The organism is Pseudomonas sp. SZ57, assembly GCF_009495975.1.
GTDB lineage: Bacteria > Pseudomonadota > Gammaproteobacteria > Pseudomonadales > Pseudomonadaceae > Aquipseudomonas > Aquipseudomonas syringae.
Genome location: NZ_WIBD01000003.1, coordinates 260,491 through 279,132, shown reverse-complemented (window position 1 = coordinate 279,132; position 18,642 = coordinate 260,491). Strand labels below are relative to the sequence as shown.

18 protein-coding genes are annotated in these 18,642 nt (G+C 59.2%); 6 read left to right on the top strand and 12 right to left on the bottom strand.

Annotated features, from left to right (window positions below; translation table 11 throughout):
* The first annotated feature begins 54 nt into the window (after positions 1 to 54).
* Both GE543_RS04920 and rlmF read left to right on the top strand, forming a co-directional pair.
* On the top strand, positions 55 to 2,901 hold the full coding sequence (locus GE543_RS04920; RefSeq protein WP_153220925.1) for a valine--tRNA ligase: 2,847 nt from the start codon (positions 55 to 57) through the stop codon (positions 2,899 to 2,901).
* 157 nt (positions 2,902 to 3,058) lie between these two features.
* Positions 3,059 to 4,048, top strand: a complete 990-nt coding sequence (gene rlmF / locus GE543_RS04915) for a 23S rRNA (adenine(1618)-N(6))-methyltransferase RlmF (RefSeq protein ID WP_153220924.1) — start codon at positions 3,059 to 3,061, stop codon at positions 4,046 to 4,048.
* A gap of 312 nt (positions 4,049 to 4,360) precedes the next feature.
* Here the strand turns inward: rlmF and GE543_RS04905 are convergent, their stop codons facing one another.
* Positions 4,361 to 4,642 (bottom strand): HU family DNA-binding protein, encoded by a 282-nt coding sequence (locus tag GE543_RS04905; protein ID WP_002552279.1) that lies wholly within the window; start codon positions 4,640 to 4,642, stop codon positions 4,361 to 4,363.
* Positions 4,643 to 5,035: 393 nt separating this feature from the next.
* Between GE543_RS04905 and yejK the strand changes: the two genes are divergently transcribed.
* Positions 5,036 to 6,037 carry a nucleoid-associated protein YejK gene (gene yejK / locus GE543_RS04900; protein ID WP_003408920.1) on the top strand — a complete coding sequence of 334 codons (1,002 nt, stop codon included), beginning with the start codon at positions 5,036 to 5,038 and terminating at the stop codon, positions 6,035 to 6,037.
* A 5-nt stretch (positions 6,038 to 6,042) separates the two neighbouring features.
* Complete coding sequence (locus GE543_RS04895; protein WP_003408919.1) at positions 6,043 to 6,393, top strand: glutaredoxin family protein; 351 nt, start codon at positions 6,043 to 6,045, stop codon at positions 6,391 to 6,393.
* 61 nt (positions 6,394 to 6,454) lie between these two features.
* On the opposite strand, the gene GE543_RS04890 is transcribed toward GE543_RS04895, so the two are convergent.
* From GE543_RS04890 to GE543_RS04850, 8 genes are all read right to left on the bottom strand, one after another.
* Positions 6,455 to 7,387 (bottom strand): glutathione S-transferase family protein, encoded by a 933-nt coding sequence (locus GE543_RS04890; protein WP_153220923.1) that lies wholly within the window; start codon positions 7,385 to 7,387, stop codon positions 6,455 to 6,457.
* 64 nt (positions 7,388 to 7,451) lie between these two features.
* Positions 7,452 to 7,793, bottom strand: a complete 342-nt coding sequence (locus GE543_RS04885) for a GIY-YIG nuclease family protein (RefSeq protein ID WP_371927092.1) — start codon at positions 7,791 to 7,793, stop codon at positions 7,452 to 7,454.
* The gene (locus tag GE543_RS04880) at positions 7,786 to 8,277 is read right to left on the bottom strand and encodes a nuclear transport factor 2 family protein (RefSeq protein ID WP_153220922.1); all 492 of its coding nucleotides are present in this window, start codon (positions 8,275 to 8,277) and stop codon (positions 7,786 to 7,788) included. Before GE543_RS04880 ends, GE543_RS04885 begins: the two co-directional genes overlap by 8 nt.
* Before the next feature lie 73 nt (positions 8,278 to 8,350).
* Positions 8,351 to 9,580: a CynX/NimT family MFS transporter gene (locus tag GE543_RS04875; protein WP_046269548.1), complete on the bottom strand. Its 1,230-nt coding sequence runs from the start codon at positions 9,578 to 9,580 to the stop codon at positions 8,351 to 8,353.
* Between the two features lie 167 nt (positions 9,581 to 9,747).
* Positions 9,748 to 10,512 (bottom strand): amino acid ABC transporter ATP-binding protein, encoded by a 765-nt coding sequence (locus GE543_RS04865; RefSeq protein ID WP_003408905.1) that lies wholly within the window; start codon positions 10,510 to 10,512, stop codon positions 9,748 to 9,750.
* A gap of 10 nt (positions 10,513 to 10,522) precedes the next feature.
* Positions 10,523 to 11,620, bottom strand: coding sequence for an amino acid ABC transporter permease (locus GE543_RS04860; RefSeq protein ID WP_003408903.1), 1,098 nt, complete (start codon positions 11,618 to 11,620; stop codon positions 10,523 to 10,525).
* 10 nt (positions 11,621 to 11,630) lie between these two features.
* Positions 11,631 to 12,812, bottom strand: coding sequence for an amino acid ABC transporter permease (locus GE543_RS04855; RefSeq protein WP_003415219.1), 1,182 nt, complete (start codon positions 12,810 to 12,812; stop codon positions 11,631 to 11,633).
* 70 nt (positions 12,813 to 12,882) lie between these two features.
* Positions 12,883 to 13,911: an amino acid ABC transporter substrate-binding protein gene (locus tag GE543_RS04850; protein ID WP_003408900.1), complete on the bottom strand. Its 1,029-nt coding sequence runs from the start codon at positions 13,909 to 13,911 to the stop codon at positions 12,883 to 12,885.
* Between the two features lie 485 nt (positions 13,912 to 14,396).
* Here GE543_RS04850 and GE543_RS04845 point away from each other — a divergent pair, with 485 nt between their 5' ends.
* Positions 14,397 to 15,056: an alpha/beta hydrolase gene (locus GE543_RS04845; protein ID WP_153220921.1), complete on the top strand. Its 660-nt coding sequence runs from the start codon at positions 14,397 to 14,399 to the stop codon at positions 15,054 to 15,056.
* 115 nt (positions 15,057 to 15,171) lie between these two features.
* Positions 15,172 to 16,629 carry an ATP-dependent RNA helicase RhlB gene (gene rhlB, locus GE543_RS04840; protein WP_153220920.1) on the top strand — a complete coding sequence of 486 codons (1,458 nt, stop codon included), beginning with the start codon at positions 15,172 to 15,174 and terminating at the stop codon, positions 16,627 to 16,629.
* Positions 16,630 to 16,706: 77 nt separating this feature from the next.
* Here the strand turns inward: rhlB and GE543_RS04835 are convergent, their stop codons facing one another.
* From GE543_RS04835 to GE543_RS04825, 3 genes are read right to left on the bottom strand one after another with little or no spacing between them, the layout of a single operon-like run.
* Entirely contained in the window at positions 16,707 to 17,366 is a 660-nt protein-coding gene (locus GE543_RS04835; RefSeq protein ID WP_003408895.1) for a DUF799 domain-containing protein, read from the bottom strand.
* Positions 17,363 to 17,740 carry a DUF4810 domain-containing protein gene (locus GE543_RS04830; RefSeq protein ID WP_032698072.1) on the bottom strand — a complete coding sequence of 126 codons (378 nt, stop codon included), beginning with the start codon at positions 17,738 to 17,740 and terminating at the stop codon, positions 17,363 to 17,365. Before GE543_RS04830 ends, GE543_RS04835 begins: the two co-directional genes overlap by 4 nt.
* Before the next feature lie 27 nt (positions 17,741 to 17,767).
* Positions 17,768 to 18,418, bottom strand: coding sequence for a CsgG/HfaB family protein (locus GE543_RS04825; protein ID WP_178118555.1), 651 nt, complete (start codon positions 18,416 to 18,418; stop codon positions 17,768 to 17,770).
* Positions 18,419 to 18,642 lie beyond the last annotated feature (224 nt).

The following is an 18,642-nucleotide window of genomic DNA, read 5'->3' as shown; positions in this document are numbered from 1 at the left end:
CGTCAGGTCTATACTTACCGGTTTCCGAATCAATGCCACAGGTTCCCGCCGCGCATGGACAAGACTTACCAGCCGCACGCCATCGAAACTTCCTGGTACCAGACCTGGGAGTCCGAGAACTACTTCGCTCCGCAAGGCGTGGGTGACTCGTACACCATCATGATCCCGCCGCCGAACGTCACCGGCAGCCTGCACATGGGCCACGGTTTCAATAACGCGATCATGGATGCACTGATCCGTTTCCGTCGCATGCAGGGCCGCAATACGCTGTGGCAACCGGGCACCGACCACGCGGGTATCGCCACGCAGATGCTGGTCGAGCGTCGTCTCGAAGCGCAAGGCGTAAGCCGTCATGAACTGGGCCGCGAGAAGTTTCTGGACAAGATCTGGGAATGGAAAGCCGAGTCCGGCGGCAACATCAGCCGCCAGATCCGCCGCCTGGGCTCGTCCGTCGACTGGAGCCGCGAGCGCTTCACCATGGACGACGGCCTGTCCGAAGCGGTAAAGGAAGCTTTCGTGCGTCTGCATGAAGACGGCCTGATCTACCGTGGCAAGCGCCTGGTCAACTGGGACACCAAGCTGCACACCGCCATTTCCGACCTCGAAGTGGAGAACCACGACGAGAAAGGTCATCTGTGGAACCTGCGTTATCCACTGGCTGACGGCGCAAAGACCGCCGAAGGTCTAGATTACCTGATCGTAGCCACCACCCGTCCGGAAACCATGCTCGGTGATGCCGCCGTTGCGGTGAACCCGCAGGACGAGCGCTACAAGGCGCTGATCGGCAAGTTCGTCGAATTGCCCTTGGTAGGCCGCCGCATCCCGATCATCGCGGATGATTACTGCGATCCCGAGTTCGGCACCGGCTGCGTGAAAATCACCCCGGCCCACGATTTCAACGACTATGAAGTCGGCAAACGCCACAACCTGCCGCTGCTGAACATTTTCGACAAGAATGCCAACGTATTGCCCGCCGCTCAGGTGTTCAACCTCGACGGCACGCTGAACGAAAGCGTCGACGGCAGCCTGCCCGCCGCCTATGCCGGGCTGGACCGCTTCGAAGCGCGCAAGCAGATCGTTGCCGCGTTCGACGCCGCCGGGTTGCTGGTCAGCGTTGACGATCACGCGCTGAAGGTGCCGAAAGGCGACCGTTCCGGCACCATCATCGAACCGTGGCTTACCGATCAGTGGTACGTCTCCACCAAGCCGCTGGCCGAGCCTGCGATTGCTGCTGTCGAAGACGGCCGCATCGCGTTCGTGCCCAAGCAATACGAAAACATGTACTTCTCGTGGATGCGCGACATCCAGGACTGGTGCATCAGCCGTCAGCTCTGGTGGGGCCACCGCATTCCGGCCTGGTACGACGAGTCCGGTAAGGTTTACGTCGGCCGCGACGAAGCCGAAGTCCGCGCCAAGAACAACCTTGGGCCGGAAGTCGCGCTGCAGCAGGACAACGACGTGCTGGACACCTGGTTCAGCTCGGGCCTGTGGACCTTCTCCACGCTCGGCTGGCCGGAAAAGACCAAGGCACTGGAAACCTTCCACTCCACCGATGTGCTGGTCACCGGCTTCGACATCATTTTCTTCTGGGTCGCGCGGATGATCATGCTCACCATGCACCTGGTGAAGAACGAGGACGGCACGCCGCAAGTCCCGTTCAAGACTGTCTATGTGCATGGTCTGGTGCGCGATGGCCAGGGCCAGAAGATGTCCAAGTCCAAGGGCAACGTGCTTGACCCGCTGGACATCGTCGACGGTATCGACCTCGAAACGCTGGTAGAGAAACGCACCAGTGGCCTGATGCAGCCGCAGTTGGCGAAGAAGATCGAGAAGCAGACCCGCCAGGAATTCGCCGACGGCATCGCCAGCTACGGCACCGATGCCCTGCGCTTTACCTTCTGCTCGCTGGCGTCCACCGGTCGCGACATCAAGTTCGACATGGGCCGCGTCGAAGGCTACCGCAACTTCTGCAACAAGATCTGGAACGCAGCGCGCTACGTGCTGGACAAGGGCGAAGACTGCGGTCAGAACGGCGAAGCGGTCGAACTGTCGCTGGCTGATCGCTGGATCATCTCGCAGTTGCAACGCACCGAAGCCGAAGTGACCCGCCAGCTGGACCAGTTCCGCTTCGACCTCGCCGCCCAGGCGTTGTACGAGTTCATCTGGAACCAGTATTGCGACTGGTATCTGGAGCTGTCCAAACCCGTACTGTGGGACGAAACTGCGCCGGTCGAGCGTCAGCGCGGCACACGCCGCACGCTGGTTCGCGTTCTGGAAGTGGCGTTGCGCCTTGCGCACCCGTTCATGCCGTTCATCACCGAAGAAATCTGGCAGCGCCTCGCGCCGCTGGCCGGTGCGCAAGGCAAGACCATCATGCTGCAACCCTGGCCGGTGGCCAATGACGCACGCATCGATCAGGCCGCCGAAGACGATATCGAATGGCTCAAGGGCCTGATGCTCGCCGTGCGTAACATCCGTGGCGAGATGAACATCGGTCCGGGCAAGCCGCTGCAACTGTTCCTCAAGAACGTCAGCGCCGAAGATCAGCGTCGTTTGAGCGAAAACGATTACCTGCTCAAGAAGCTCGCCAAGCTCGAATCCATAACCGTACTGACCGAAGGCGCAGAAGCACCGCTGTCCGCCACCGCGCTGGTCGGTGACATGGAAGTGCTGGTGCCGATGGCCGGGTTGATCGACAAAGGGGCCGAGCTGGCGCGCCTGGACAAGGAAATCCAGCGCCTGCAAGGCGAAGTGCAACGCGTCGGCGGCAAGCTGTCCAACGCCGCCTTCGTCGACAAGGCACCGCCTGAAGTCATCGCCAAGGAACGCGCCAAGCTGACCGAAGCCGAACAGGCGCTGGGCAAGCTGGCCGAGCAACACGCACGCATCGCCAGCCTGTAAGGTGGCCAGAAAAGCCAGCCCGATCATGGGCTGGCTTTTTGTTATCTGAACTTCTGTACTGACTTATTCGCGAGCAACGCGTACTACGCCAAAGGCGACGCTGCGCTTGCTCGCGAATAAGCCAGGCAACTCAACCTCACGGCTGACAATCGAATCCATGACCGATACCCGCAAACCACCGCGCAAGAAGCCTCAGCGGCCAGCCAAACCTGCTGCGCCGCGTGAAAAGGCCACCTTGCACCCGCGCAATCGGCATCAGGGCCAGTACGACTTTGCGAAGCTGATCAAATCCAGCCCAGAGCTGGCAGCGTTCGTGATCCTCAATCCTTACGGCAAGGAAAGCATCGACTTCGCCAATCCGCAGGCGGTACGGGTGTTCAACCGCGCGCTGCTCAAAGCGTTCTATGGCATCGCCCATTGGGACATTCCGGCCGATTACCTGTGCCCGCCGATTCCGGGGCGTGCGGACTACCTGCACTTCCTTGCCGACCTGCTGGCCGAAGACAATGAAGGCGTGATACCCCGCGGCGCATCCATCAAGGCGCTGGACATTGGCACCGGCGCCAATTGCATCTACCCGTTGCTGGGGCATAGCGACTATGGCTGGCAGTTCGTGGGTTCGGACATCGACAGCACCGCCATCGCCGCAGCCACCACCATTGTGAAGGCCAACGGCCTCAGCAAGGCCATCAGCGTGCGCCAGCAGGGCAATCGCAAGCAGATCCTGCTGGGCCTGCTCGACAGCAGCGAACGCTTCCACGTCAGCCTCTGCAACCCGCCCTTCCATGCCTCGCTGGAGGAAGCGCAGCGTGGCAGCCAGCGCAAATGGCGCGCGCTGGGCAAGGCTGATCCCAAGCGCAAGCTGCCGGTGCTCAATTTCGGCGGCCAGTCACAAGAGTTGTGGTGCGACGGCGGCGAGATCGGCTTCGTGACCCAACTGATCCAGGAAAGCGCCTTGCTGCCGAGCCAGGTGGCATGGTTCAGCACACTGGTGTCCAAGGCCTCCAACCTGCCGCCGATCCAGAGCGCCCTGAAAAAAGCCGGCGTGCTTGAAGTGAAGGTAGTGGAAATGGGCCAGGGCCAGAAACAAAGCCGCTTTGTGGCCTGGACCTTCCTTGACAAGGCACAACGCACACCCCACGGATAGGGCTATCGTGCCGCATCGACTATCGTGCGACGCCACGTCGGCAGGCCTTAATCTCGATTATCGTGCGACGCTCCGCGTCGGCATGCCGTTCTGGACGCTCTGCGTCCTCTCTGAGTATGCCGTGCGGCACAGATCTGTGACGTGGAGCGTCACGCAAGGCATTCCCACGCTGGAGCGTGAGGAACGATAGGCGTCTGGAGGGCCGTTCTGGACGCTCTGCGTTCGACTTTGCGGGAGGTGTCTAATCAGACGCCCACAAAAAAAGCCGTGCCCGGTTAACCGGTGCACGGCTTTTTCACAGCAAGCGGTTGCTTACTTGTTGATCGAGTCGGTCAGCACTTTGGCTGGAACGAACTTGATAACTTTCTTGGCAGCGATTTCGATGGCAGCGCCAGTCGAAGGGTTGCGGCCAGTGCGAGCTGGACGCTCTGCAACTTTCAGTTTGCCGATACCTGGCAAAGTGATTTCCACGCCGTTTTCCAATTGGTCGGCAACAATTTGGCCCAATTGCTCAAGAGCATTACGCGCGGTGGTTTTTGGCGCGTCGATAGCTTCAGCGATATCGGCGATCAATTGGTCTTTAGTAAGAGCCATGGTGGTGTTCCTTCCCTATCAAATTCATTTGGATTGCAGAGCGCAACGTCGGCCCGTGGCCAGGCAACGAACCTGGCCACCCGCTAGCAGCCACGATTAATCGCGAAAGTGTAGATACTGAAACCGGGCAATGGTTCGACCTACGTGTGCGCTAACTGCATGCTTGACGCGCTAAGTGCGCAAGACCGGGCAAAACTAGCACAGAGCCGGGCAAATATCCGCCTCTACCTATCCTTTTGGTCAGGTTTTAATGTTAATTGCACAAAAAACACCCAGCAAACACTCGCTGCTGGCGAAAACCAGCCTGTCCGGGGCCATCGGGCGCATGCGTGCGTTACACTGGGCGTCTTGCAACGAGCTGCACGCTCTTCACCTTTTTCAGCCGAGAAGCCCATGCCGATCCGTCACTGCATCGTCCACCTGATCGAGAAGAAACCCGACGGTACGCCCGCTGTTCTCCATGCACGCGACTCCGAACTCGCTGAGTCCCAGGCCATCGAGAACATGCTGGCCGACCTCAACGAAAGCTACAACGCCAAACAGGGCAAGGCATGGGGCCTGTTCCATCCCGAGTCCGGTGCGCACCCTTTCAGCGGCTGGCTGAAAGAATATATCGACGGTGGCAGCGACTTCACGGCGTTCTCGAGGGTGGCAGTCGAGCACCTGCAAAAGCTCATGGAAGAATCCAATCTGTCAGTGGGTGGCCACGTGCTGTTCGCCCATTATCAGCAAGGCATGACCGACTACCTGGCCATCGCCCTGCTGCACCACAGCGAAGGCGTGGCAGTGAATGCCGAGCTGGACGTGACCCCGTCCCGACACCTGGACCTTGGCCAGTTGCACCTCGCCGCCCGGATCAATATTTCCGAGTGGCAGAACAACAAGCAGTCCAAGCAATACATCTCGTTCATCAAGGGCAAGAACGGCAAGAAGGTTTCCGAGTACTTCCGCGACTTCATCGGTTGCCAGGAAGGCGTGGATGGCCCCGGCGAAACCCGTACCCTGCTCAAGGCGTTCAGTGATTTCGTTGAAAGCGAAGACCTGCCGGAAGAATCGGCCCGCGAGAAGACCAAGACCCTGGTCGACTACGCCAGCAGTCAGAGCAAGATGGGCGAACCGATGGGCCTGGAGGAGCTGTCCGAACTCATCGACGAAGAGCGTCCGCGCGCCTTCTACGATCACATTCGCAACAAGGACTACGGCCTGTCCCCGGAAATACCGGCGGATAAGCGCACCCTCAACCAGTTCCGCCGCTTCACCGGCCGCGCCGAGGGCCTGTCGATCAGTTTTGAAGCGCACCTGCTGGGCGACAAGATCGAATACGACGAAACCGCCGGCACCCTGATCATCAAAGGGCTGCCGACGCAACTGACCGACCAGTTGAAGCGACGGTAACCGACATGCTGCTGCGCACCCTGAAGAAGTTTGCCCTGATCATGCTGGTGGTCGTGATTTACCAGAATTGGGGCAGGATCGAAAACTTCGTCAACCCGCCCCCGGCAGACGTCGCGCAGAGCTACAGCCAGGCCAAAGTGGTGATGTACGCGACTGACTGGTGCGGCTACTGCAAGCAGACCCGGCGTTTTCTGGACAGCAAGGGGATTGCGTATCAGGAGTTCGACATCGAGAAGTCGGAAGAAGGCCGCAAGGCCTATGAAGCGCTGGGCGGCAGAGGCATCCCGCTGATCGACGTCAACGGCACGCTGATCCGGGGGTTTGACCCGGATCAGATACTGGCGGCATTGAAGTAGCCCACCAGACTATTGTGCCAATGCTCCGCGTCCTCCTTGCGACGCAGAGCATCGTTGCACCTCAGCGCTTCTCGATTCGATAGCCCATTCTCGGGAAATGTACGTGCACGACGCCTGCACGCTCGTCCTCGCGGCGCAGGATCAGCTCTTCGCGGCCGGTAAATACCAGCTCGCCCTCAACTGCTTCGACGCCATAGTCGACTGCAGAAACCGCGACTTTTTCACCCACCTTGAAGCCGTTTGGATCGACGAGAGCTTCAGCGGGCAACGGCGCAGGTGTGGCGTTTCTGGCGATTTCGATGGCATCTGCCGAGCTCAGGTCGCTGAACGTGCCATGACCAAAACCCAGAACGCGATCGAGCCAGGCCCTGACACTCGGATAATCATCGACAAAGGGTGCGGTGACCGGCGTCTGCTTGAGAAACCACAACGTATGGGCGACCGAGAAATCGGCAATCGACGCTACGCCGAACAGGAAGTCACCGCCGTGCGAGAGTTGCAGTTCCAGACGCGACATCAGCGTAGGCCATTGGTGTTTGACCTGCTCTACAGGTGGGCGCGACGCCGTGCCGCCGTTGAACAGCGTTGAACGGTCAGCCACGAACGCCTTGGCGGCGTCTGGCGGCACCTTGGCAAAGCGCACAGCCATTGATTCTGGCTGAAACACCAGACTCACAGCATGCATGAACAACACCGAATCGGCCCAGGCGGCCAGGCCGGCAACCGTAAATTCCTGCCCCTTCGGGTAAAACGCTGGCGAAGCTTTTTCCTGCTCCAGACGCCGAGCCATCAGTGCTGTGTCACAGTAAATGTCCGCACCGGCCTGCAATACCGGAGTCCTGCGGTAGCCACCCGTCAATGCAGTCAGGTCAGGCTTGGGCATGATCGAAGGGATAGTCACCGAACGCCATGCAAGGCCTTTGAAACCCAACATCAGACGGGCTTTTTCGGCGAACAGCGACGTGGGGTAGTGGTGAAGGATCAACTCGGACATGTTCAGCCTCTGTGCACGTGGGAAAAACACAGCTTAACCCGCAGCACCCTGCCCGCACACAGCCTCAAACTGATGGGACGGCATCACGCGCATGGATTGATGGCTTTACGTAGCTGGCAGCCAACGCCTCTTTGGCGCTTTTTTTAAGCTTCTTGATCAGCCGCTCGTGGCGCAACGCCTCGCCCTTGCTGGGCCATTGTTCGACGTAGACCAGTGCCATCGCCGGACTCGAAGAGAAAAAGCGCGCGCCCTTGCCACTCTGGTGCGCAGCGAACCGCCGCTGCGGATCATCACTGATGCCACAGTACAGCGAGCCGTTGGCAGCGCGCACCAGATAGACAAACCAGGGTTTGCCGACCACCTGTTCGGCAGTCGGCACACTCGCGGTGCTGGCGACCTCAGGCACGGCGATTCTCTGAAAAAGTCTTCAGGCCCTTGAGCGCCTGAGCCCTGACGGCGTTGCGCACCAAAGGCGTCCAGCCAAGCAGCAGGCCCTTCAAACCCAGGGCCTGACGCGACCAGCGCCACATATCGAAATTATCACGATGCTCGCAGATCTTGCCATCACGGAACACGAAGCGCGCCTGAATATCGTTCACCACCGTGCGCCCGGTCTGACTGAACAGATACGTCGCCACCCAATGCGCACTGCCAGTCTGGTCATCGGCTCGCACCTGATCGAAGACCACCGAGAAATCCTTTGCCCGGGAAGTCAGCATGCGCCACATGTCGCCGACCTGAGCGCCGCGCAATTCACCAAAGGCAGGGTCGCTGAACAGCACGTCATCGGTGTAGCAGGCACTCATCGCCTCGGCATCCAGCTGCGCGAATGCCTCATAAAAGCGGGTGATCAGTGCGCTGTTGGCCTGACTTTGTTCTTCATAGTTCATGCGTGCACATTCCTTGGCGAATTATCCGTGCACGATAAGCGGCGCCGCGGAAAATGGCGAGGGGTTGATGGCCTCAAACCTTCTCGCTATTCACCTGCACCTGCAGCGCCCGACCGGCGCCCATGCCCGCGATGATGGCGCCCAGCCCGAGAACCGCGAAGATCCAGCCAATCGCGCTCCAGCTGCCGGTCAGGTCATGCACCACACCCACGGCAAACGGGCCGGTCGAGGCGATGGTGTAGCCGACGCCTTGTGCCATGCTCGACAGGTTGGCGGCGACATGTGAGTCACGCGAGCGCAGGACGATCAAGGCCAGCGCCAGACTGAACGTGCCACCCTGCCCGATCCCCAGCAGGATCGCCCAGCCCCACAGCCCGCCAAGCGGCGCGTACAGGCAGCCGAACAGGCCGATCAGGGTCAGCGACATGACCAGCATGATCGCCAGACGCTGATCCTTGCCGCGTGTGGCCAGATAAGGCACCGCCAGCGCGCTGATGACCTGCGCAATGATCGAGCCGGACAACAGCAGGCCGGCCTGGGTCGGCGTCAGGCCGCGACCTATGAGGATCGACGGCAACCAGCCGAAGACGATGTACGACAGCGACGATTGCAGGCCCATGTACAGCGTGACCTGCCAGGCCAGCGGGTCACGCAACAGACCGCGCACCCGGTAGACATCGCGATGCGTGCCATGCACTTCACGCGCCTGCGGAAACCATAACGCGGCGGCAATCAGTGCCGGAACCAGCCAGAAACCCAGGCCAATCTGCCAACTGCCACCGACGTACTGACTCAGCGGCACCGTCGAACCGGCTGCAATGGCCGCGCCCAGGCACAAGGCCATGGTGTAGACACCGGTCATGGCTCCGGCCTTGTGCGGGAAATCACGTTTGACGATACCCGGCAGCAACACGCCAATGATTCCGATGCTCGCACCCGCCAGCAGACTGCCGGCAAACAGCCCGACCTGACCGAACAGACTGCGCACTGCCAGGCCTGCGGCCAGTGTCAGAAGCACCACCATAACCACCCGCTCACTGCCAAACCGGCGGGCGAGGATGGGTGCCAGCGGCGCGAACAGTCCCAGACACAGGACCGGCAAGGTGGTCAGCAGTCCGGCTTCGGCAGCGGACATGCCCAGGCTGTCGGACACCGTGTCAAGCAGCGGCGCAATGCTGGACAACGCCGGGCGCAGGTTGAGGGCGACCAGCACCAGACCCAGCAGCAACAGCCAGGGGCGCTTCAAAGCAGAATGGGGTTGATCGGTGGTCGGTTGGGGGCTGGGTTGAGCCTTGGCAGTCATCAGTTTCTCGGTCATCAGGTATGTCGACCCTTTTCAGGGGGGCGGTATCCTGTTGGAGAATCATCGCGAATACAAGGTTCAGCGCAATTGCATACACCCCACACAGCGACGACAGGCATAAAAAAACCGGGCACATGGCCCGGTTTCCTTGTTCAGCAGAAGTCCACTCAGTGGATGATCTGGCTGAGGAACAGCTTGGTACGGTCGCTCTGCGGGTTATCGAAGAAGTCGTTCGGCGCAGCCTGTTCGACGATTTCGCCCTTGTCCATGAAGATCACCCGGTTTGCCACGGTACGGGCAAAGCCCATTTCGTGGGTCACGCACAGCATGGTCATGCCTTCTTCAGCCAGGCCCACCATGGTGTCGAGCACTTCCTTGACCATTTCCGGGTCAAGGGCCGACGTCGGTTCATCGAACAGCATGATTTTCGGCTTCATGCACAAGGCACGGGCAATCGCAACACGCTGCTGCTGACCGCCGGAAAGCTGACCCGGAAACTTGTGGGCCTGCTCCGGAATCCGCACACGCTCCAGATAGTGCATGGCGATTTCTTCGGCTTTCTTCTTCGGCATCTTGCGCACCCACATCGGTGCCAGCGTGCAGTTCTGCAGGATGGTCAGGTGCGGGAACAGGTTGAAGTGCTGAAACACCATGCCCACTTCGCGGCGGATGGTCTCGATCTGCTTGAGGTCCGAGGTCAGTTCGGTGCCATCGACAATGATGCGACCCTGCTGGTGCTCTTCCAGACGGTTGAGGCAGCGAATGGTGGTCGACTTGCCCGAGCCCGACGGGCCGCACAGCACGATACGTTCACCCTGGCGCACATTCAGGTTGATGTCCTTGAGTACATGGAACTGGCCGTACCACTTGTGTACGCCCTCCATGCGGATCATGCCTTCAGCGCCCAGAGGCTTATTGATAACTTCACTCATCACAAAACTCCTAACGCTTGTGGCCTGTGTCCAGCTTACGTTCCAAATGCATGGAATAGCGGGACATACCGAAACAGAAGATCCAGAACACCAGGGCCGCGAAGACGTAGCCTTCAGTGGCCATACCCAGCCATGCCGGGTCGGCGGTAGCCTGCTTGACGCTGTTGAGCAGGTCGAACAGGCCGATAATGATCACCAGACTGGTGTCCTTGAACAAGGCAATGAAGGTGTTGACGATGCCGGGAATGACCATCTTCAACGCCTGCGGCAGGATCACCAGACCCATGCTGCGCCAGTAACCCAGGCCCATCGCCGAGGCTGCTTCGTACTGGCCCTTGGGAATGGCCTGCATGCCGCCACGCACCACTTCAGCAATGTACGCGGACTGGAACAGGATGACGCCGATCAGCGCACGCAGCAGCTTGTCGAAGTTCATGCCCTCTGGCATGAACAGCGGCAGCATCACCGACGACATGAACAGCACCGTGATCAGCGGCACGCCGCGCCAGAACTCGATGAAGGTCACGCACACCACACGCACGGCCGGCATGTTGGAACGACGACCGAGCGCCAGCAGGATACCCAGCGGCAAGGCACCGACGATACCCACGGTGGCGATCACCAGAGTCAGCATCAGACCGCCCCACTGGCTGGTCGGTACGTTGGTCAGACCGAACGCACCGCCATGCAGCAGGTAGAACGCGACAACCGGGTAGATCACCAGGAAGGCAATACCGTAGACAGCCTTGCGCGGAAACTTCGAAATGAACAGCGGCGCAGCACCGACGATTGCCAGGATGGCGGTCAGGTCGACCCTCCAGCGCAGTTCATTGGGGAAGTAGCCGTACATGAACTGACCGAAACGCTGCTCGATGAACACCCAGCAGGCGCCCGCCTTGGTGCAGTCTGCCTTGGTCGTGCCGATCCAGTTGGCGTCCAGCAGGGACCAACTGATGATCGGCGGCACGACCAGATAGATCAGATACAGCGAGAACAGGGTCAGCAGGGTGTTGATCCAGCTGGAGAACAGGTTCTGCCGCATCCACGCCATCGGACCGAACACTTTGCCCGGTGGTGGCATATCAGGTTTGAAAGTATGAGTTGTCATGCGCTTTTCCTCACCGCTCGATCAGCGCAATGCGCTTGTTGTACCAGTTCATCAGCAGGGAAATGCTGATACTGATCGCCAGGTACACGCTCATGGTGATGGCAATGACTTCAATCGCCTGCCCGGTCTGGTTGAGCACCGTACCGGCAAACAGGGAAACCATTTCCGGGTAGCCGATGGCGGCTGCCAGCGAAGAGTTCTTCGCCAGGTTCAGGAACTGACTGGTCAGCGGCGGAATGATCACGCGCAGCGCCTGCGGGATGATCACCTTGCGCAGCGTCGGCCCGGGGCGCAGGCCCAGCGAGCGGGCAGCTTCGGTCTGGCCGTGGCTGACCGACTTGATGCCGGAACGCACGATTTCGGCGATGAACGCCGCCGTATAGATAGTCAGTGCCAGGGTCAGGGAGATCAGTTCAGGGATCAGCACCCAGCCGCCCGTGAAGTTGAAGCCCTTCAGTTGTGGCAGTTCCCAATGCACCGGGCTGCCGAAGATCAGCACGCTCAGGCCAGGGATGACCAGCAGCAACGCCAGGCCGACCCAGAACTTGTGAAACGGCTGGCCGGTGGCTTCGAAGCGCTTGTTGGCCCAGCGCACCATCATGACGATGGCGATCACGGCAACAACCAGACTGGCCAGGAATGCCCAGGCGCCTTCGGCAGGCAATGCTCTGGGCATGTTGAGCCCGCGGCTGCTGACGAAGAACATGTCCAGATAGCCATGCGCCTGACGCGGACCAGGCAGCGTGAGGAATACGGCGGTATACCAGAAAAGGATCTGCAGCAATGGCGGAATGTTGCGGAAGACTTCGACATACACGGTGGCCAGCTTGCTGATCATCCAGTTCGGAGACAGGCGAGCGACACCAATGACAAAGCCCAGCAAGGTCGCCAGGACAATACCGATAACCGACACCAGCAAGGTATTCAGCAGACCGATGACGAACACACGGGCATAGCTGTCCGCTTCGCTGTAGTCGATCAGGTGCTGAGCGATACCGAAACCGGCACTGTTCTCAAGAAAACCGAAACCCGAGGTGATACCACGGTGTTGCAGGTTGGTCTGGGTGTTATCGAAGATAAACCAGCCCAACGCGATCACCGCCACGACAGTGATGATCTGAAATAACCACGCGCGCACTTTCGGATCGCTCAGAGAGAGCTTTTGCTTGGGTGCGACGATTTGCTTTTCCATGAAATGCCCCAGGAAAAATCCAACAGAACAACGCCCGACAGGCTGGGAAGCCTGTCGGGCGCCGGGTCAATCAACGAATAGGTGGAGCGTATTGAATGCCGCCAGCATTCCACAGAGCGTTCTGGCCACGCTTGATTTTCAGCGGGGTGCCTTCGCCCAGGTTGCGTTCGAACACTTCGCCGTAGTTGCCGACCTGCTTGACGATCTGCACGACCCAGTCTTTCGGCAGCTTGAGGTCCTTGCCGTAAGTACCATCGGCACCCAGCATACGGGCTACGTCAGGGTTCTTGGTCGACTTGGCTTCAGCTTCAACGTTCTTGGAAGTGATTTTGGCTTCTTCGGCGTTGAGCATGGCGAACAGGGTCCAGCGAACGATCGAGAACCAGTCTTCATCGCCTTTACGCACGACAGGGCCCAGAGGCTCCTTGGAGATCACTTCAGGCAGAACGATGTAATCGTCCGGCTTGGCCAGCTTGCTGCGCTGTGCGTAGAGTTGCGATTGGTCGGAAGTCAGTACGTCGCAACGGCCGCCTTCCAGCGACTTGGCGCTTTCGTCGGAGGTGTCGAAGGTAATCGGGGTGTATTTCAGGCCGTTCGAGCGGAAGTAGTCGGAGACGTTCAGCTCGGTAGTGGTACCGGCCTGGATGCAGATGGTTGCACCGTCCAGTTCCTTGGCGCTGTTGACGCCGAGTTTGTTGTTTACCAGGAAGCCGATACCGTCGTAGTAAGTTACACCGGTGAACACCAGGCCCATGCCCGCATCACGGGAGCTGGTCCAGGTGGTGTTACGCGAAAGGATGTCGATCTCACCTGATTGCAGTGCGGTGAAGCGCTCCTTGGCGTTCAACTGGCTGAACTTGACCTTGGTGGCGTCGCCGAATACTGCGGCGGCTACTGCGCGGCAGACGTCAGCATCGATACCGGTGATCTTGCCGGTGGAGTCTGGAACGGAAAACCCTGGCAGGCCATCGCTGACGCCGCACTGGATAAAACCTTTCTTCTGAATAGCGTCAAGCGTGGCACCGGCGCTGGCAGCCCCGGTCACACCGAATGCGGCCAAGGCGGTGACGACAGCCAGGGTGGATTTCAACATCTTCATTCAAAAACCTCCAGTTTGCTCTTTGTTGTGTAGGTGTCTTAGTCGCGTCGCACCTTTGTGAGGCGCTAATGACCCGTGCTGGCTTATTTTTGGGTCATGCGACGCTGGGCCTGAATAACGAATTGCCTGCAGGATCATCCCGTCATGCGTCTTCATCATTCAGAATCGGCCCCGTGGACTGAAACTCCATGATTTTCCCGGACCTGAGCGGTACAGGTTGAATCGTGCCGCGAATCCTGACGCATGGACTCCCGAGCTGCTTTTCGATCGCTATAAGTAATAGCCTTATAGTGTTACCGAACGATGTGAGCGACTCGACTCCAGTCCTGCTGTAGCAAAGCCCGTACCAGCATGCTGGCTAAGTCGAATTAGCGACAGGTCAAGACAAAAACTTGTAACCTTGCGACATCTTCTTTCATTTTTAATCTAACCGCGCACTTTATTAATGCGCTCAAAAAGAGCCAGCGCACACAAATGGAGCAGACATGAGCGATTCTCTGATCATCGAACCTTCCAGTCCCGCCGACGCCTGCGTTATCTGGCTGCATGGATTGGGCGCCGACCGCTATGATTTTCTGCCGGTCGCCGAAGCACTGCAGGCGTCGTTGCGCACCACCCGCTTCGTACTGCCTCAGGCACCGACACGCGCTGTGACCGTCAATGGCGGTTATGCAATGCCCAGCTGGTATGACATCAAGTCCATGAGTTCAGAGGCCCGGGCCATTGACCATGATCAGATGGAGGCCTCGGCGCAGAAGGTGCTGGACCTGATCGAGCAGCAGCGCGACAGCGGCATCGACCCGGCACGAATATTCCTGGCCGGCTTCTCCCAGGGTGGCGCGGTGGTCTTGCACGCCGGCTACCGACGCTGGCAAGGCCCGTTGGGCGGCGTACTCGCGCTGTCCACTTATGCTCCCACATTCAGCAACGAGATGACCCTGTCGGCGAGTCAGCAACGTATCCCGGCCTACTGCCTGCATGGCAAGCATGACGCGGTCGTGCCTTATCCGATGGGCCGCGCCGTCTACGACCATCTCACCGCCCAGGGTGTAACCGTTGAATGGCAGGAATACCCAATGGAGCATCAAGTGTTACCGGAGGAAATTCGCGACATCGGCGTCTGGCTGGCTGAAAGGCTTCGCTGAAGCGCTCTGAACCCCTTGCGACGGACCGCTTTTGTAGCTCGCCATGGATGGCACTACGCCGAGCACGGTTCTTGCTTTACACTGCTCGGCGTACATTCCTTAACCAATTGATGAGATGACCGTGCTCAAAGCACTTAAAAAGATGTTCGGTAAGAGCGAGGCTGAGCAGCCTGCGCCTACTCCGATAACCTCTATTCCCACCTCTCCCGCTGCCACAGGCGACACACCGGATCATGCTGTCCAGACTCAGGCTCTGGATGCGACCAGCGAGCCCTCCAAAGCCAGAGCGCCGCGCACCGACAAGCCGAGGGCCGAGCGCCCGCGTCGCGAGCGCGTGACAAAACCGTCCGCGCCGGCCTGGAAACTCGAAGATTTCGTCGTCGAACCCCAGGAAGGCAAGACCCGCTTCCATGACTTCAACCTCGCGCCTGAACTGATGCACGCGATTCAGGACCTTGGTTTCCCGTACTGCACACCGATCCAGGCGGGCGTACTGGGCTTCACCCTCAAGGGCAAGGATGCGATCGGACGCGCCCAGACCGGCACCGGCAAGACCGCGGCGTTTCTGATCTCGATCATCGAGCAGTTGACCCAGACGCCGCCGCCTGCAGAACGCTACATGGGTGAGCCGCGCGCGCTGATCATCGCTCCGACCCGCGAGCTGGTGGTGCAGATCGCCAAGGACGCCGCCGACCTGACCAAGTACACCAACCTGAACGTCATGACGTTCGTCGGTGGCATGGACTTCGACAAGCAGCTCAAACAACTCGAAGCACGCCACTGCGACATACTGGTCGCCACGCCAGGCCGCCTGCTGGACTTCAACCAGCGCGGCGAAGTGCATCTGGACATGGTCGAAGTGATGGTCCTCGACGAAGCCGACCGCATGCTGGACATGGGCTTCATCCCGCAGGTACGTCAGATCATCCGTCAGACGCCGCACAAGGGTGAGCGCCAGACCCTGCTGTTCTCTGCGACCTTCACCGAAGACGTGATGAACCTCGCCAAGCAGTGGACGACAGACCCTTCCATCGTCGAGATCGAATCGTTGAACGTTGCCAGCGACAACGTCGAACAGCATATCTATGCCGTCGCCGGTGCCGACAAATACAAGCTGCTCTATAACCTGGTGACCGACAACGGTTGGGAGCGGGTCATGGTCTTCGCCAACCGCAAGGACGAAGTCCGACGCATCGAAGAGCGTCTGGTGCGCGATGGCGTGAACGCGGCGCAGCTCTCAGGCGATGTGCCTCAGCACAAGCGCATCAAGACACTTGAAGGCTTCCGCGAAGGCAAGATCCGCGTGCTGGTCGCCACCGATGTGGCCGGTCGCGGCATTCACATCGACGGCATCAGCCACGTGATCAACTTCACCCTGCCCGAAGTGCCGGACGATTACGTACACCGCATCGGCCGTACCGGTCGCGCTGGCGCCGATGGCGTCTCGATCAGTTTTGCCGGTGAGGATGACTCTTACCAGTTGCCTGCCATCGAGGAAAAACTGGGCCGCAAGATCAGCTGCGAAACACCGCCGACTCATCTGCTCAGGGCCGTGGTGCGACAAACAAGCTGACCGGTAATACGCAAAAAAGCGCAGCCTTTGAAGGGCTGCGCTTTTTTTGTGCCTGTCGGAAACCAGCGGCGTGACGGTCAGTCGGTGCCGTACTTCGGCGAGCGAGGACCGTAGAGCAGACCAGCAGGCCTACCCGCAGAGAGCAGACGGTTGCTGGCTATCCCGGCGATAGGGTGACCGGCATCGGTCGAACTGTTGATGATCTGCTTGACCGCTGCAGTAATCAGCATGCCCACCAGGCCTCCACCACTATTGTTGCCGCCCTCCTCACTGGAGGCCGACGCAGTGCCCGTCCACAAGGCTGCACCGGTACGCAGGTCAACCAGTTTTGCCGTAACGGTAACGACCGTTTGGCTGCTGATGACCACGTAACTGGTGCCGTATTGCTTGACCGTGATGTACATCGCCGCATCGGCACCGAAGATCTCACGCAGCTTGGCGGGCGATGTTGCCTGAATATCATTGGCATTGGTCAGGCCGTTGTTGCGAAATGTCTCGTCAACCAGAGCCACAGGCAACACGTAGTAGCCCGATTCGGCCAGCGGATAAGTCACCTGCGAGAAGGTGCTGTATGTCGCCTTGACGTCAGGCGACTCGTTGACCGGCGGCAGTACCAGGATCGAACGCGGCTTGCTTTCCTTGAATGCCGAGTAATCCACCGTCGGCGGTGTAACGCAACCCGACAACAGGGCAACGGCGGACAGACCGAGAGCAACTTTCAGATGACCAAGTTTCATTTGGCGACTCCTGCGTGGGCGTTCTTGAGCAGGAAGTCCATATAAGTGGCCGACTCTGGAAACAGAGTCTTTTCCGTACGCAACTCCTGGACCATCTGATCATCCTTGCCAATGCTGCCGTACAACATGCCTAACTGAGCGTGATAGCCGGGCGGCGGCGTTGCGTTGGCAGCGCGAATTTTCTGCAGGTCTTCTTCCAGCTTGGCGACCTGAGCTTCCTTGGGCTCGCCCTCGTTTTTGAAATACTCGTACACCTCAGGCTGATAACTACCCCACTGGTACAAAGTTTTCGGCTGTTGGACACAGCCCGTAAGACAGGCGCCCGCTACCAGAAACATAGCGACACTGCGCAACGAAACATTGCTACTGTTCATGAACACCACAAATTCCCTTTTAAACGATCAGTTGGCAGTCGGTTTCCAGGCACCGCTGTCGAGCGCACGCACCATGTTGTTGACGGCTTCACGCATAGCCAGGTCCAGGACCTTGCCATTAAGTGTCGAGTCATAGCTGGCAGTGCCGCCAAAGCCGATGACTTCACGATTGGAAAGCTCGTACTCACCAGCACCCTGAGTCGAGTACACCACTTCCGAAGTGCTGATATTGACGATATTCAGCGCGACCTTCGCATAGGCGATCTGGGATTTGCCGCGCCCCAGCAGACCGAACAACTGCTGATCGCCAACTTCCTTGCGACCAAACTCGGTCACGTCGCCAGTCACCACGTAGTCAGCACCTTTAAGCCGCTGGGCGGTGGATTTGATAGTGGCTTCCTGCTTAATCTCATCCATGTTGTCGCGATCCAGCACACTGAACCTATTGGTCTGCTGCATGTGAGTGATCAGGATGGTCTTGGCCTGGCCGCCAAGCCTGTCGACGCCATCGGAAAAGATCCCGCGCATGTAGCTGGAGCGGTTATCGAACTTGCCAACCGCAACCGGATACCGCGCGCCAGCATAGGCAACACCGGCGCTTTCAACTTTCGCCACAGGCAAAGCCCGCGAGCTTTCCGTTGCACAACCAGCAACCAGCACTAACACCGCTGTCGTCATCCCTGAAACCAATACTTGCTGAAGTTTTTTCAATTTCTGCTCCGAGCGCTCAAGAAAACCTGTCCGCAACATGACGCTCGCAAAGGCGATCATGTCTGGATAGTTATTGAATAGGGGTTGGCAAAAGCCATGGACGCCTTTCATCGGCCGGCATGATAGCTGAAAGCCATCCGCACCAGTACCTGGAAGATGCAATAAGAAGATGTGAAGAAGAGGTCAGATGC